Here is a 13,854-nt window from a genome sequence, read left to right on the forward strand (position 1 = left end):
TCCTTAATGACCCGCAGGATGCGTTGCCGAAAGGAGAGCACGGATGAGCATGGAACGTCTCAGTCAACAGGTGAGCGCTTACGTCACCTGGAAGCGCGAGTTGATGCGCGAGATCACCCGCTATCGCAGTTGGCTGGCCACTAACCGCCTCACCTCCGAGGCCGTGGAGGCCAAGCTCGAGGGCGCACTGCGCCTGCTGCGCACCGACCACATCACCCTGGCCTTTATCGGCGAGTTCTCCCGCGGCAAGACCGAGCTGATCAACAGCCTGTTCTTCTCCGAATACGGCCAGCGCATGCTGCCGTCGCACGCCGGGCGCACCACCATGTGCCCGACCGAGCTGTTCTTCGACCCGCGCTCGGAACGCTCCTATATTCGTCTACTGCCGATCGAAACGCGCCTGGCCGAGGCCAGCATCGCCCAGTTCAAGCGCATTCCCCGGCATTGGGTGAACATCCCGCTGGATATCAGCGATCCCGACAATATGGTGCAGGCCTTCACCCAAGTCGCGAAGACCAAACCCATGCCGGTGGAACAGGCGATTCAGCTGGGCTTCCACCCGGACATGCTGGAAAGCGCCGGCAAGCCCGACCAGGTGTTGGTGCCCGCCTGGCGCCATGCCATCGTCAACTTCGACCACCCGCTGCTGCGCCAAGGCCTGCGCATCCTCGACACCCCCGGCTTGAACGCCCTCGGCAGCGAACCCGAGCTGACCCTGTCGATGCTGCCCAGCGCCCAGGCGATCATCTTCCTGCTGTCCGCCGATACTGGGGTGACCGCCAGCGACATGGCCGTCTGGCAGACGCACATCCGCCAGCTCGACGAGGACACCCAGACCAGCCTGTTCGCCGTGCTGAACAAGATCGACGTGCTGTGGGACGACCTGGCCGGCGACACCTTCGTGCACAATGCCATCCAGCAGATCCAGGCGGCGACCGCCAAACAGCTCGGCATCGCCCGCGCGGACGTGCTGCCGCTGTCGGCCAAACAGGCCCTGCTGGCCAAAGTGCGCAAGGATCAGCCACTGCTCACGCGCAGCCAGATCGGCGACCTGGAAAACCTGCTGTGCGAGCGCATCGTCGCGCAGAAGGAGCGCCTGCTCGAAGAGCGCGTGGTCAATCAGGTGCTGGCCCTGCTGCAAAACAGCCAGCACCTGCTCAATCTGCGCCTGGGAAAAGTCCGCGAGCAACAAAGCCTGCTGGCCAACCACCAGCAGGACAACGGCCAGCTGCTGTTCGAACTGACCGCCAAGACCAAGGACGATCACAGCCAGCACCATCGGCGCCTGCTCGGACTGAAGACCAACCAGCGCCTGCTCAAGCGCCAGGGCGATCTGCTGCGTGCCGCGGCGCGTCCCGAGCGCCTGGAGGAACATCTGCTCAAGGTGCGCAAGAACCTCACCGGCAGTTGGACCACCCTCGGCATCAACCAGGCCATTCTGCATTTCTTCCGTTCGATAGAGGGCGACCTGCAGAACCTCGGGCAAGAAGCCGAGATGGCCAACAAGATGGTCGCCGCCATCTACCGCCGGCACAACGAAGAGAATCCACTGCACGGGGTGGACGCGCCGCAGTTCAACGTCAAACGCTACCTGCGCGAACTGCAGCAACAGCAGGACAAGGCCGATCAGTTCCGCCTGCACCTGAAGACCCTGCTGACCGAGCAACGCAGCCTGACCCGACGCTTCTTCGCCACCCAGGTGCAGGAAGTCATCGGCCTGCACCAACGTCTGCGCCAGGAGACCGAGCAATGGGCCAGCGATGCGCTGATGCCCCTGATGCAGCACACCCTGGAGCACAAGCAACTGCTGGAAACCCATATGCTGCGGCTCAAGGCGCTGGCCCAAGACACCCAGCAGGCACGCCTGCGCGGCCAGCACATGCAGCGCTATACCCAGGAGCTGGAACAGCAGTTGAGTCAGGCCAACGAGATGCTGCGCACCTTGCGCCGCCCCGCACCGATCCAGCGCCTGGGCAAGGTGGTCACGCTGCCGCTCGCCAGCCGCCAGCACAGCACGGTCGATTGAGCCCGAGGTAAACCATGGGCCGGCGATAGGCCTGGCATTTCAAGGCCTTGCCCCATCGCCCCATGCGCTTGCCGCCTGGGGCGGTGCTCTTTAGACTGACGCCTCCTTTCAGCGAGAGCAGGGTCGATGCCCACCGCCTTTCCCGCAGACTCCGTCGGTCTGATCACGCCCCAGGTCGCGCACTTTGCCGAGCCGCTGGCGCTGGCCTGTGGCCGCAGCCTGGCCGACTACCAGCTGGTCTACGAGACCTACGGCGAACTGAACGCTGCGCGCAGCAACGCGGTGCTGATCTGCCACGCCCTCTCCGGTCACCATCATGCCGCCGGCTACCACAGCCTGGACGAGCGCAAACCCGGCTGGTGGGACAGCTGTATCGGCCCCGGCAAGGTCATCGACACCCGCAGATTCTTCGTCGTCAGCCTAAACAACCTCGGCGGCTGCAACGGCTCGACCGGCCCCTCCAGCCTCAACCCGGCCAGCGGCAAGCCTTACGGCGCGGACTTCCCAGTGCTGACAGTGGAGGACTGGGTGCACAGCCAGGCGCTGCTGGCCGACCGGCTCGGTATCGGGCAATGGGCCGCGGTGGTCGGCGGCAGCCTCGGCGGCATGCAGGCCCTGCAGTGGGCCATCAGCTACCCCGAACGGATTCGCCACTGCCTGGCGATCGCTTCGGCGCCGAAACTCTCGGCGCAGAACATCGCCTTCAACGAAGTGGCGCGTCAGGCGATCCTCTCCGATCCGGAGTTCCACGGCGGGCACTTCCAGGAACAGGGCGTGATCCCCAAGCGCGGGCTGATGCTGGCGCGCATGGTCGGCCACATCACCTACCTGTCGGATGACGCCATGGGCGAGAAATTCGGCCGCGGCCTGAAGAGCGAGAAACTCAACTACGACTTCCACAGCGTGGAATTCCAGGTGGAAAGCTACCTGCGCTACCAAGGCGAGGAGTTTTCCGGGCGCTTCGACGCCAACACCTACCTGCTGATGACCAAGGCGCTGGACTACTTCGACCCGGCGGCGGCCCATGACGGCGACCTGGCCAAGACCCTGGCAGGGGTCAAGGCCGATTTCTGCGTGATCTCCTTCACCACCGACTGGCGCTTCTCGCCGGCGCGCTCGCGCGAAATCGTCGACGCGCTGATGGCCGCGCGCAAGAACGTCTGCTACCTGGAAGTCGATGCGCCGCAAGGGCATGACGCCTTCCTCATGCCGATTGCGCGCTACCTGCACGCCTTCGGCAGTTACATGAACCGCATCAGCATCTAAGGATTCCCGTGAGAGCCGATCTGGACATCATCCAAGACTGGATACCCGCCGGCAGCCGGGTGCTCGACCTCGGTTGCGGCGACGGCGAGCTGCTCGCCTGGCTGCGTGACCACAAGCAGGTCAGCGGCTATGGCCTGGAAATCGACCCGGAGAATATCGCCGAGTGTGTGCGTAAGGGCATCAACGTCATCGAGCAGGATCTGGACAAGGGCCTCGGCAACTTCGCCAGCAACAGCTTCGATGTGGTGGTGATGACCCAGGCCCTGCAGGCCGTGCAATACCCGGACAAGATCCTCGAAGAGATGCTGCGGGTCGGCCGCCAATGCATCATCACCTTCCCCAACTTCGGCCACTGGCGTTGCCGTTGGTACTTGGCCAGCAAAGGCCGGATGCCGGTTTCCGAGTTCCTGCCGTACACCTGGTACAACACGCCGAACATCCACTTCTGCACCTTCCAGGACTTCGAGGCGCTGTGCCGCGAGCGCAAGGTGCGAGTGCTCGACCGTCTGGCGGTGGATCACCAGCACAGACACGGCTGGACCCGCCGGGTTTGGCCTAATCTATTAGGTGAGATCGGCATCTATCGCGTCAGCGGCCCCGGCGTGCCGGATCAGCGCAGCGCCGTTTAACTGCCTGCCGCCTCGAGGCCCATAAGTTTAAGGAGAGCCATCATGCGCCGCTTCGCTCTATTCATCCTCGCCCTGTGCCTGGCCCTGCCCGTCGCAGCCGAACGCAAGCAAAGCTTCGGAGACCTGGATGTGCATTACAGCGCCTTCAACTCCGGCATCCTGCAGCCCGATATCGCGGCGGCGGCCGGCCTGACCCGCAGCAAGACCCTGGGAGTGCTCAATATCGCCGTGCTGAAAGCCGGCAAGGCCAGCACAGCCAAGGTCAGCGGCGAGGTCAAGAACCTGCTCGGCATGGTGCGCACCCTGACCTTCAAGCAGGTCAATGAAAGCGGCGCCATCTACTACCTGGCGCAGTTCCCCTTCGACCAGCAGGAAGTGCTGCGCTTCAGCATCAAGGTGCAAGCCGGCGACGGCGCGACCAACAGCCTCGATTTCAGCCAAGAGTTTTTCCCCGACGAATGATGCTTTTCACCCAACTGGTACTGGCCAGCCACAACGCCGGCAAACTTAAAGAACTCCAAGCCCTGCTCGGGGACGCCATCCGCGTACGCTCGGTGGGCGAGTTCAGCAGCCTGGAACCGCGAGAGACCGGCCTGTCGTTCATCGAGAACGCCATTCTCAAAGCCCGTAACGCCGCCAGAGTCTCCGGCCTGCCGGCCCTGGCCGACGATTCGGGCCTGGCGGTGGACGCCCTCGGCGGCGCCCCGGGCATCCACTCGGCCCGCTATGCCGAGGGTCAAGGTGATGCGGCGAACAACGCCAAGCTGCTGGCCGCCCTGCGAGGCGTGCCGCCAGCCGAGCGCGGCGCGCAGTTCGTCTGCGCCCTGGCGCTGGTGCGGCATGCCGATGATCCGCTGCCGATCATCTGCGAAGGCCTCTGGCACGGCCGCATCCTGGAAGAGCCGCGGGGCGAACAGGGCTTCGGTTACGACCCGCTGTTCTGGGTGCCCGAGCGCGACTGCTCCAGTGCCGAACTGTCTCCCGTCGAAAAGAACCAGTTGAGCCACCGCGCCCGCGCCATGGCGCTGCTGCGTCAGCGTCTGGGGCTGGCATGACCGAGCGCGGGTTGATCGTCCCTCCGCGTTCGGCCGAGGGCGCAGGGTTGCTGCAATTGCCGCCGCTGGCCCTCTACATCCACATCCCCTGGTGCGTGCGCAAATGCCCGTACTGCGACTTCAACTCCCATGCCGCCAGCCCCGAGCTGCCGGAAACGGCCTATGTCGATGCGCTGCTGGCCGATCTCGAACAGGATCTGCAGCACGTCCACGGCCGTGAGCTGACCTCGATCTTCTTCGGCGGCGGCACCCCCAGCCTGTTCAGCGCCGAGGCCTTGGGCCGCTTGCTCGACGGGGTCGAACAGCGGATCAAGTTCGCCCGCGCTATCGAGATCACCCTGGAGGCCAATCCCGGCACCTTCGAACAAGCCAAATTCCGAGCCTACCGCCAGCTCGGCATCAACCGCCTGTCGATCGGCGTACAGAGTTTCCAGGAAGCCAAACTCAAGGCGCTGGGGCGCATCCACGACGGCGCTGAGGCGATCCGCGCGGCAGACATGGCGCGCCGTGCCGGCTTCGACAACTTCAACCTGGACCTGATGCACGGCCTGCCCGAGCAATCCCTGGACGACGCCCTCGCCGACCTGCGCCAGGCCATCGACCTGGCGCCGACCCACCTGTCCTGGTACCAACTGACCCTGGAACCGAACACGGTGTTCTGGAACCAGCCACCGGCGCTGCCCGAAGACGACACCCTGTGGGATATCCAGGAAGCCGGCCAGGCGCTGCTGGCCGCGCACGGTTATGCGCAGTATGAAGTCTCCGCCTACGCGCGTGATGGCCTGCGCGCGCGGCACAACCTGAATTACTGGAGCTTCGGCGACTTCCTCGGCATCGGCGCCGGCGCGCATGCCAAACTGAGCAGCCCGAATGGGCAGATCGTCCGCAGCTGGAAAACCCGCCTGCCGAAGGATTACCTGGACCCTGGCAAAGCCTTCCAGGCGGGCGAGCGGATACTCGGCCGCGAGGAGTTGCCGTTCGAGTTTTTGATGAATGTGCTACGCCTCACGGACGGCGTGGCGGCCGAGCTATTCACGCAACGCACCGGCCTGCCGCTGGCGGAACTGGCCGGCGCGCGCCGCGCAGCCGAAGCCCGCGGCCTACTCCTGGCCGACCCCACGCGCTTAGTCGCAACCCGTGAAGGGCAGCTGTTTCTTAACGACCTCCTGCAACACTTTCTGCCCTGAACGGGCTAAGGACACCGGATGGATTTGCTACTCGACTTGATTGCCACCTTGTCGCGCTGGAGCCGCGGGCATCTGTACGACATCGCCCTGGCCATCATGGCCACCCTGCTGGTGCTGTTCGGCCCGGGGATCAACGCCTGGGTGCAGCAACGCCTCGGTGGGCTGAATTTCATCTTCCGCACCCTGCTGTTCGTGCTGATCTGCGCGCTCGGCTACGGCCTGGCGATGGTGTTTCTCACCCCCTGGCTGGCCAAAGGGCTGGGGTATTTCAATAACTACAGCCTGGCGCCGGTACTGCTACTAGTCTTCTTCCTGATCGGCGTGATCGCGGATCGCAACTAGGCTGACGGCTCCTGCTGGCGGCCGATAGCCACCAGCAGGAGACACCATGAAGCCACTCAAACACCTCTACCTGCACTTCCAGGACGGCCAGCGCCTGATCCTGCGCTTCCCGCAACAAAGTGACGACCCCGGCAGCATCGCCCGCAACCTACGCAAGCAGCTGGAGTCGCCGTTCCTCAGCATCCAGGTGGATGGCGATCTGCTGCTCATCCCGCGGGAAAGCATCAAGTATCTGCAAGTCTGCCCCGCCCCCGTAGCCCTGCCGGAACCGACCATCATTGGCGCCGAACTGGTCGACTAAGGCCCCGACCGCAAACCCTCGGCCATAAAAAAACCGCCTCGAGAGGCGGTTTTTTCATTCAGTCGACGCGGCCTCAGTTACCTTCGCGACGCAGCGCCTGCGGGGTGAAGTCGCCCGGGCTGAGCGGCGCGTGGAAATCGTACATCGGCTCGTTGTTATCCAGGCCATCGGCGAAATAACGCTGGCCCTGGAAGTCGTAGATGGTCTCCAGGGTGCTGCCAAACATCGGCACGTCGTAATAGCTGATCGGATGACTCTCTTGCAGACCAATCAGCTCGCCGTTCTTGTCGTAGAGGTCGACCGCAAGGATCTGCCAGCTGTCCTCATCCAGGTAGAAGCGGCGCTTGGCGTAAGGGTGGCTGAAGCCCGTGCGTAGAGCCGCCTCGACCACCCAGACGCGGTGCAACTCGTAACGCAGCAGCTCGGGGTTGACGCTCTTGGCTTGCAAAATGCTCGCGTAGGGAATGCCTTTCTGGTGCACCGCGTAGCTGTTATAGGGCACCAACAGTTCCTGCTTGCCGAGCAGTTGCCAGTCGTAGCGATCCGGCGCGCCGTTGTAGGAGTCGACCATGTCGGCGGTGGCCATGCCATTGGTATCCGGCTGCAGGCTATCGAACGCCAGCATGGGCAGACGCCGCACGCGCCGCTCACCCCGGTTAAAGCGCCAGGCCTTACGGATCGACAGCACCTGATCGAGGGTTTCCTGCACCACCAGGGCCGAACCCGACAGCTTGGCCGGGGCGATCACCTTGTACTTGTAGAAGAACAGGGTGTTATCCAGATCCTTCGGGCTGACGCCCTCGCGACCGTAACGGAAGTAGACGTCGCGCTCGAGCTTGAGCAGGTTGTAACCGCCGCTGGAGAGTACCGCCGCCTGATTGGTGACGAAGTGAATCTGCTCGCCGCGGTAACGCATGATGTGGTTCCAGATGGCTTCCTGCCCCGTTTGCGGCAGCGGGAAGGGAACCCCGGCGGCAACGCCCTGCACGCCGTTACCACCCGAAATCAGCTCGGCGTTAAGCGCATTGAGACGCGTGGCGTCATAGATGCGTTGCGGCGCCGCCGCACTGCGGCGAGTGGGGAATACCCGCAGGAAGTAGTCGGGGTCGGTCTCCAGCAGCGTCTTCAGCCCCAGCGGCAACAGCGCCTGGTATTGGCCGAGGTTCTTGCTGTTGACCACATATTGCACGGCATCGCCGGCATAGGGATCGGGATGGTGCATGCCGGCTTGGTAACCGGCGATGGGTTGCGCTAAACCACCCGCCCAGGCCGGGATAGTGCCCGCGGCATTAGCGCCACGCTCACCGCCCAGCGGGGTGAGATCGCCATTCAGGCGACTGGCCTGGACAGCATCGACCTTGGCTTGCGCCTGCAGCGCAAAAACCGTCAGCAGCAGAACTGCAATACTTCTCAACACAGCTTTCTCCTCGCAGCGCAGCAAAACCACGCCGTTTTTTATTTATCTGGCCAGTCTAGACCGAGCCTTGTCGTTGCCGTTTGGTGTGGTGAGGAGCCGTCCTGGCGCCGGCTGCTGCCGGTCTTTTTTAATATCCCTGCGCCGCCGAGCGGCCAGTGCTGCGCTATTGCCGGTCACGCCAAGAGCAGCCCTGGCGCTGCCGCCAAAGCCATTCGAGGTGCAAATCCCTAGAGAAATAACCGCGCGCGATCGACTCAGTCGATGCGCTGAAACTTCAGATCCCAGACCCCGTGGCCGAGGCGTTCGCCACGCCGCTCGAACTTGGTGGTCGGGCGCTCTGGCGGACGCGGTACGCAACCGCCGTCTTGCGCCTGGTTGCGATAACCCGGCGCCGCCTGCAGGACCTCCAGCATGTACTCGGCATAGGGCTGCCAGTCGGTGGCCATATGCAGCACACCGCCGACTTTCAGCTTCTGCCGCACCAACTGGGCGAACTCCGGCTGCACGATGCGACGCTTATGGTGGCGCGACTTGTGCCACGGGTCGGGAAAGAACAGCAGCAGGCGATCCAGGCTGGCATCGGCGATGCAGTTGCGCAGCACCTCCAGGGCATCGCACTGATAGACGCGCACGTTGCTCAGGTTCTGCGTCAGCAAACCATTGAGCAGCGCCCCGACGCCCGGCCGGTGCACCTCGACACCGATGAAGTCCTGCTCCGGCACGGCGGCGGCCATCTCCAACAGCGAATGGCCCATGCCGAAGCCGATCTCGAAAGTCCGCGGCGCGCTACGGCCGAAGAGCGCATCGAAATCCGCCGCCCCGGCCGTCAGCTCCAGGCCAAACCGCGGCAGGCCCTGGTCGAGGCCGCGTTGTTGGCCGTCCGTCATCCGCCCGGCGCGCATGACAAAACTCTTGATGGTGCGCAGATGGCGCTCTTCGTCGGCCGGGGCGGACGGCTGTTGCGATTCGATCATGGCGAACTCTTAACTTAATTAACGCTGCGCTGCAGTCATCGTCATACCCGCGTAGGCGGCTATCCAGATACACCCTGGCACCCGGGCTCCCACCGGCGCGGGAGCGACGGCAACAGGTTTTCCCGCAGCTTTTTAGCGGATCAGACCATCCAGGGGCGAAGAGGCGCTGGCATACAGCTTCTTCGGCATCCGACCGGCCAGATAGGCCAGGCGCCCGGCAATGATCGCGTGCTTCATCGCTTCGGCCATCAGCACCGGGTTCTGCGCGTGGGCGATGGCGCTGTTCATCAGCACCGCCTCACAGCCCAGCTCCATGGCGATGGTCGCGTCGGACGCGGTGCCGACACCGGCATCCACCAACACCGGAACCTTCGCCTCTTCGAGGATGATGCGCAGGTTGTACGGGTTGCAGATGCCCAGCCCGGTGCCGATCAAGCCGGCCAGCGGCATCACCGCGATGCAGCCCATCTCGGCCAGTTGCCGGGCGATGATCGGGTCGTCGCTGGTGTACACCATCACGTCAAAACCGTCCCGCACCAATACCTCTGCGGCCTTGAGGGTCTCGATCACGTTGGGGAACAGGGTCTTCTGATCGGCCAGCACTTCTAGCTTGACCAGCTTGTGCCCATCCAGCAGCTCGCGCGCCAGGCGGCAGGTGCGCACCGCCTCGATGGCGTCATAGCAGCCAGCGGTGTTCGGCAGAATGGTGTAACGCGAAGGCGAAATCACATCGAGCAGATTCGGCTCATCCGGGTTCTGGCCGATATTGGTGCGGCGTACCGCGACCGTGACGATCTCCGCGCCCGAGGCCTCGATGGCACGCCGGGTTTCGTCGAGATCCTGATACTTGCCGGTACCGACCAACAGACGTGACTGGTAAGTACGACCGGCCAGGGTAAAGGGCTTATCGCTGCGAACTTGGCTCATCGGAAATCCTCTTGGGCTTTGGCGCTGTTGCCGCCAGTTCTGTTGCTGTCGGGGCTGCACTGTCGCGGCTAAACGCTAGCCGCCACCGATGGCGTGCACCACTTCCAGCTGGTCGCCCTCGCGCAGGGTCGTGGCGGCGTGCTGGCTGCGCGGCACGATATCCAGATTGAGCTCGACCGCAACACGGCGGCCAGTCAGCTCGAGGCGAACCAGCAAGTCGGCGACCGTCTGGCCAGCGGGCAGCTCGAAAGATTCACCGTTCAACTGAATGCGCATGACGGGGCACTCACAATTTGAGGGGGGCCGGCATTCTAGCCCTATCGCTGGCGATGACCAAGGCAAAGGCGCGCCATTCGTCTTACAGTTGACGCCAAAGTCAGGTTAAACGCCAGGCCGCGACACCGAGGCAGGCCCAACCGGCGAGAAACGCCAGGCCACCGAATGGCGTGAGGATGCCGAGCTTGCTGACGCCGGTCAGCGTCAACAGATAGAGACTGCCGGAAAACAGCAGGATGCCCAGCGTGAACAGGCTGCCCGCCGCCGTCAGCCAGCGCCCCGGCAGGTGCAGCGTCAGCACCGCCACCGCCAGCAGCGCCAGGGCATGAATCAACTGGTAATGCGCACCGGTCTGAAACACCGCCAGGTACTCGGCGGACAAACGGTTTTTCAGGCCGTGGGCGGCGAAGGCACCGAGGGCTACGCCGCTGAAGCCGAACAACGCGGCCAGCAGGACAAATACACGCAGCATGCGCAGAGCTCCAGAATGACCAATTCGCAGTTGGTACCGAGCATCATGCCCGCAGAAACCCGCAGCGGCAAAAATAGTGGCGGGAACCAGGCCATACCAGGTCGGCTGCAGACAACCCCGCCGCCACCCGGCGCCCTATAGTGAAGACCCAAACCGCGCCCATTAACTGCCAGTGGAATGCCCCATGCCGAATCCGATCACCGTACTCAGAGACACCCAGCCACTCCCCGTTCTGGATGCCTGCAAGTGGAAGAAAATCGCCGGCGACCCGCACACCGTGAACCTGAATGCCTACACCTCGGAAGACGGCAAAAAGATCATGGGCACCTGGATCTGCACGCCGGGCACCTGGGAAGTGAACTATGACCGCTGGGAGTACTGCCACTTCCAGGAGGGCTACTGCATCATCACCCCGGAAGGCAAAGAGCCGATCCACCTCAAGGCCGGCGATATTTTCATCGTCGAAGCCGGCATGCGCGGCACCTGGCAAGTAGTAGAAACCGTCAGGAAGTACTTTGTGTTTGCCTGATCCTCGGCACTCGCGCTGCCGCCGCTTGGCGATAACGGTGGCAGCGCGGCATGGCTCATCCCCGACAGATATCCGCGACTGGCCATCCCCCTGGCTATAATGGCCGCCTCAACTGCCAGGCCCAGCCGCGCATGCTTAGATCACTGTTTCCCCGCCTGTTCAAACCGCTGTTCTGGTTCGCGGCCGGCTCGGCGCTGCTGGTGCTGCTCTTGCGCTGGATTCCGCCGCCCGGCACGGCGCTGATGGTCGAGCGCAAGATCGAGTCCTGGGTCGCCGGCAAGCCAATCGACCTCAAGCGCGACTGGCGCCCCTGGAGCGAACTACCGGACGACCTGAAGATCGCCGTGATTGCCGGCGAAGATCAGAAATTTGCCGAGCACTGGGGCTTCGACCTCAACGCCATCCAGGCCGCCCTGGCCCATAACGAACGCGGCGGTTCGCTGCGCGGGGCCAGCACCCTCAGCCAGCAGGTGGCGAAAAACCTGTTCCTCTGGTCCGGCCGCAGTTGGCTGCGCAAGGGGCTGGAGGCCTGGTTTACCGGGCTGATCGAGCTGCTCTGGCCGAAACAGCGGATTCTCGAGGTGTACCTGAACAGTGTCGAATGGGGCGATGGTGTGTTCGGCGCCGAAGCTGCCGCGCACAAGCACTTCGGGATCGCCGCACCCTATCTGTCGAGTCAACAGGCCAGCCTGCTCGCCGCCGTGCTGCCCAACCCACGGGGATGGAGCGCCGGCCACCCGGGTGGTTACGTCAGCCGCCGTGCCGGCTGGATTCGCCGACAAATGCGCCAGTTGGGCGGCAGCCACTACCTCAACCAGATGTAAGCGTAGCGCTCCGCCTGGTGAGCGAACGGGTTGAAGGCTGCCCCCAGCGGAGTAGCGCTCAGTGCTGCTCCAGCACCCGCCGCGGCACGACGCGCAACAGCTGCAACTGATCGCCCTGCACATGCGCGGTCAAGCCTTGCTGCGGATAGACCCAGGCCTCCCCTTCGGCCAACTCCAGCCGCAACCGCGGTTGGCCCAGACTCGCGGCGACTCGCTCGCCGCTCACTGGCTGTAGCGGCGTCAGGGTCAAGGTCGTCAGCGCATGCTGGCCTAACTGCGCCAGCAACTGCTGACCGAGCGGCTGCTCGGCATCCTTCAGCCCCAACCTCGTCGCCGCCATCAGGCTGGCGCGTTCGCTGTCAGTCAACGCCAGCTCGGCCTCCAGCCGCCAAGCTTCACCGGCAGCCGCCAGTTGCGCGCGATAGAGCAGGCGCGGCCCGTCCACACGCGGCTGCAGCCACAGCTCGCCCGCGGCCGCCGCGCTCAAACGAGTCAAGGTCAGTCGATCCTCGGCCAAAGGCGTCAGCAGCTGACTCTGCCACTCGGCCAAACCGGCCAGTGGCGCGACCTTGTCCGGCGCGCGCATCAACCAGCCGCCCCAGGCAAAGAACAGCAGCGCCACCAGGGCAAACAACAGCCAATGCTGCAGACGCAGCGGCGGCATGGACATAGGCTTACTCCAGGCAAAAAGATCGGACAGAAAAAAGCCGCACCAGGGTGCGGCTTTTCGAGGGTGACTGACAGGCTCTTAGGCCGCAATCGAACCTTTCAGCTTATTCATGGCGTTCTTCTCCAACTGGCGGATACGCTCGGCGGAGACGTTGTACTTGGCCGCCAGCTCATGCAGGGTTGCCTTCTCCTCGGCCAGCCAACGCTGGTGCAGGATGTCGCGGCTGCGCTCGTCCAGAGCTTCCAGCGCCTCGTGCAGATTGGCGGTGGCGCTGTCGCTCCAATCCGAATCTTCCAACTGCCGGGCCGGATCGTAGCGATGGTCTTCCAGGTAGTTCGCCGGCGACTGGAACGCACTGTCGTCGTCGGCTTCGGCCGCCGGATCGAAGGCCATGTCGTGGCCAGTCAGACGGCTTTCCATCTCGCGCACTTCACGCGGCTCCACACCCAGGCTCTCGGCCACCGCCTGCACTTCGTCGTTATTCAGCCAGGCCAGACGCTTCTTCTGGCTGCGCAGGTTGAAGAACAATTTGCGCTGCGCCTTGGTGGTGGCGACTTTGACGATGCGCCAGTTACGCAGGATGAATTCGTGGATCTCGGCCTTGATCCAATGCACGGCGAACGACACCAGGCGCACACCCATCTCCGGGTTGAAGCGCTTGACCGCCTTCATCAGGCCGACGTTGCCTTCCTGGATCAGGTCGGCCTGGGCCAGACCGTAACCGGAATAACTTCTGGCGATATGTACGACAAAACGCAGGTGCGCCAGCACCATTTGCCGGGCCGCCTCGAGGTCTTGATGGTAATAGAGACTCTCGCCCAGTTCGCGCTCCTGCTCGGCGCTCAACAGCGGAATGCTGTTAACCGCATGCACGTAGGCCTCCAGGTTGGCACCCGGAACCAAGGCATAGACAGGTTGCAAAGAATTGCTCATGCGAATCCTCCGACTCACGAAAAACG

The 13,854-nt window shown here is 63.8% G+C and carries 17 protein-coding genes; 10 read left to right on the forward strand and 7 right to left on the reverse strand.

Going from position 1 to position 13,854, the window contains the following annotated elements; translation table 11 throughout:
• Nucleotides 1–43: 43 nt before the first annotated feature.
• The 8 genes from FFS12_RS05645 to FFS12_RS05680 all read left to right on the forward strand — a co-directional run bounded on the left by FFS12_RS05645 (nt 44) and on the right by FFS12_RS05680 (nt 6,806).
• Nucleotides 44–2,026 carry a dynamin-like GTPase family protein gene (locus FFS12_RS05645; RefSeq protein ID WP_137885933.1) on the forward strand — a complete coding sequence of 661 codons (1,983 nt, stop codon included), beginning with the start codon at nt 44–46 and terminating at the stop codon, nt 2,024–2,026.
• Between the two features lie 126 nt (nt 2,027–2,152).
• Nucleotides 2,153–3,292 (forward strand): homoserine O-acetyltransferase, encoded by a 1,140-nt coding sequence (locus FFS12_RS05650; RefSeq protein ID WP_137885934.1) that lies wholly within the window; start codon nt 2,153–2,155, stop codon nt 3,290–3,292.
• 8 nt (nt 3,293–3,300) lie between these two features.
• Nucleotides 3,301–3,921 carry a methionine biosynthesis protein MetW gene (gene metW, locus FFS12_RS05655; protein ID WP_137885935.1) on the forward strand — a complete coding sequence of 207 codons (621 nt, stop codon included), beginning with the start codon at nt 3,301–3,303 and terminating at the stop codon, nt 3,919–3,921.
• Nucleotides 3,922–3,963: 42 nt separating this feature from the next.
• Nucleotides 3,964–4,383: a DUF4426 domain-containing protein gene (locus FFS12_RS05660; protein ID WP_137885936.1), complete on the forward strand. Its 420-nt coding sequence runs from the start codon at nt 3,964–3,966 to the stop codon at nt 4,381–4,383.
• A complete protein-coding gene (rdgB, locus tag FFS12_RS05665; RefSeq protein WP_137885937.1) occupies nt 4,380–4,976 on the forward strand; it encodes an RdgB/HAM1 family non-canonical purine NTP pyrophosphatase in 597 nt (198 codons plus the stop codon). The genes FFS12_RS05660 and rdgB overlap by 4 nt, the downstream gene beginning before the upstream one ends.
• Nucleotides 4,973–6,163, forward strand: coding sequence for a radical SAM family heme chaperone HemW (gene hemW / locus FFS12_RS05670; protein ID WP_137885938.1), 1,191 nt, complete (start codon nt 4,973–4,975; stop codon nt 6,161–6,163). Before rdgB ends, hemW begins: the two co-directional genes overlap by 4 nt.
• An 18-nt stretch (nt 6,164–6,181) precedes the next feature.
• Nucleotides 6,182–6,505, forward strand: a complete 324-nt coding sequence (locus FFS12_RS05675) for a DUF3392 domain-containing protein (protein WP_137885939.1) — start codon at nt 6,182–6,184, stop codon at nt 6,503–6,505.
• 46 nt (nt 6,506–6,551) lie between these two features.
• Nucleotides 6,552–6,806 carry a hypothetical protein gene (locus FFS12_RS05680; RefSeq protein WP_137885940.1) on the forward strand — a complete coding sequence of 85 codons (255 nt, stop codon included), beginning with the start codon at nt 6,552–6,554 and terminating at the stop codon, nt 6,804–6,806.
• A gap of 73 nt (nt 6,807–6,879) precedes the next feature.
• Here FFS12_RS05680 and FFS12_RS05685 read toward each other — a convergent pair whose 3' ends face one another.
• The 5 genes from FFS12_RS05685 to FFS12_RS05705 form a co-directional block, all read right to left on the reverse strand.
• Nucleotides 6,880–8,223, reverse strand: a complete 1,344-nt coding sequence (locus tag FFS12_RS05685; protein WP_137885941.1) for a DUF1329 domain-containing protein — start codon at nt 8,221–8,223, stop codon at nt 6,880–6,882.
• Between the two features lie 254 nt (nt 8,224–8,477).
• Nucleotides 8,478–9,149: a tRNA (guanosine(46)-N7)-methyltransferase TrmB gene (gene trmB, locus FFS12_RS05690; RefSeq protein ID WP_218568617.1), complete on the reverse strand. Its 672-nt coding sequence runs from the start codon at nt 9,147–9,149 to the stop codon at nt 8,478–8,480.
• Between the two features lie 180 nt (nt 9,150–9,329).
• Nucleotides 9,330–10,124 carry a thiazole synthase gene (locus FFS12_RS05695; protein ID WP_137885942.1) on the reverse strand — a complete coding sequence of 265 codons (795 nt, stop codon included), beginning with the start codon at nt 10,122–10,124 and terminating at the stop codon, nt 9,330–9,332.
• 75 nt (nt 10,125–10,199) lie between these two features.
• The gene (thiS, locus tag FFS12_RS20015) at nt 10,200–10,400 is read right to left on the reverse strand and encodes a sulfur carrier protein ThiS (RefSeq protein ID WP_137819294.1); all 201 of its coding nucleotides are present in this window, start codon (nt 10,398–10,400) and stop codon (nt 10,200–10,202) included.
• A gap of 100 nt (nt 10,401–10,500) precedes the next feature.
• On the reverse strand, nt 10,501–10,872 hold the full coding sequence (locus tag FFS12_RS05705) for a DUF423 domain-containing protein (protein ID WP_137885943.1): 372 nt from the start codon (nt 10,870–10,872) through the stop codon (nt 10,501–10,503).
• Between the two features lie 184 nt (nt 10,873–11,056).
• Between FFS12_RS05705 and FFS12_RS05710 the strand changes: the two genes are divergently transcribed.
• Complete coding sequence (locus FFS12_RS05710; RefSeq protein WP_137885944.1) at nt 11,057–11,401, forward strand: cupin domain-containing protein; 345 nt, start codon at nt 11,057–11,059, stop codon at nt 11,399–11,401.
• 131 nt (nt 11,402–11,532) lie between these two features.
• Nucleotides 11,533–12,225 carry a monofunctional biosynthetic peptidoglycan transglycosylase gene (mtgA, locus tag FFS12_RS05715; RefSeq protein ID WP_137885945.1) on the forward strand — a complete coding sequence of 231 codons (693 nt, stop codon included), beginning with the start codon at nt 11,533–11,535 and terminating at the stop codon, nt 12,223–12,225.
• A 58-nt stretch (nt 12,226–12,283) separates the two neighbouring features.
• Here mtgA and FFS12_RS05720 read toward each other — a convergent pair whose 3' ends face one another.
• Entirely contained in the window at nt 12,284–12,895 is a 612-nt protein-coding gene (locus FFS12_RS05720) for a hypothetical protein (RefSeq protein WP_137885946.1), read from the reverse strand.
• A gap of 78 nt (nt 12,896–12,973) precedes the next feature.
• Nucleotides 12,974–13,828, reverse strand: coding sequence for an RNA polymerase sigma factor RpoH (rpoH, locus tag FFS12_RS05725; protein WP_137885947.1), 855 nt, complete (start codon nt 13,826–13,828; stop codon nt 12,974–12,976).
• Between the last annotated feature and the right edge of the window lie 26 nt (nt 13,829–13,854).

It is taken from the genome of Pseudomonas sp. 2FE (assembly GCF_005503735.1).
Taxonomy (GTDB): domain Bacteria; phylum Pseudomonadota; class Gammaproteobacteria; order Pseudomonadales; family Pseudomonadaceae; genus Aquipseudomonas.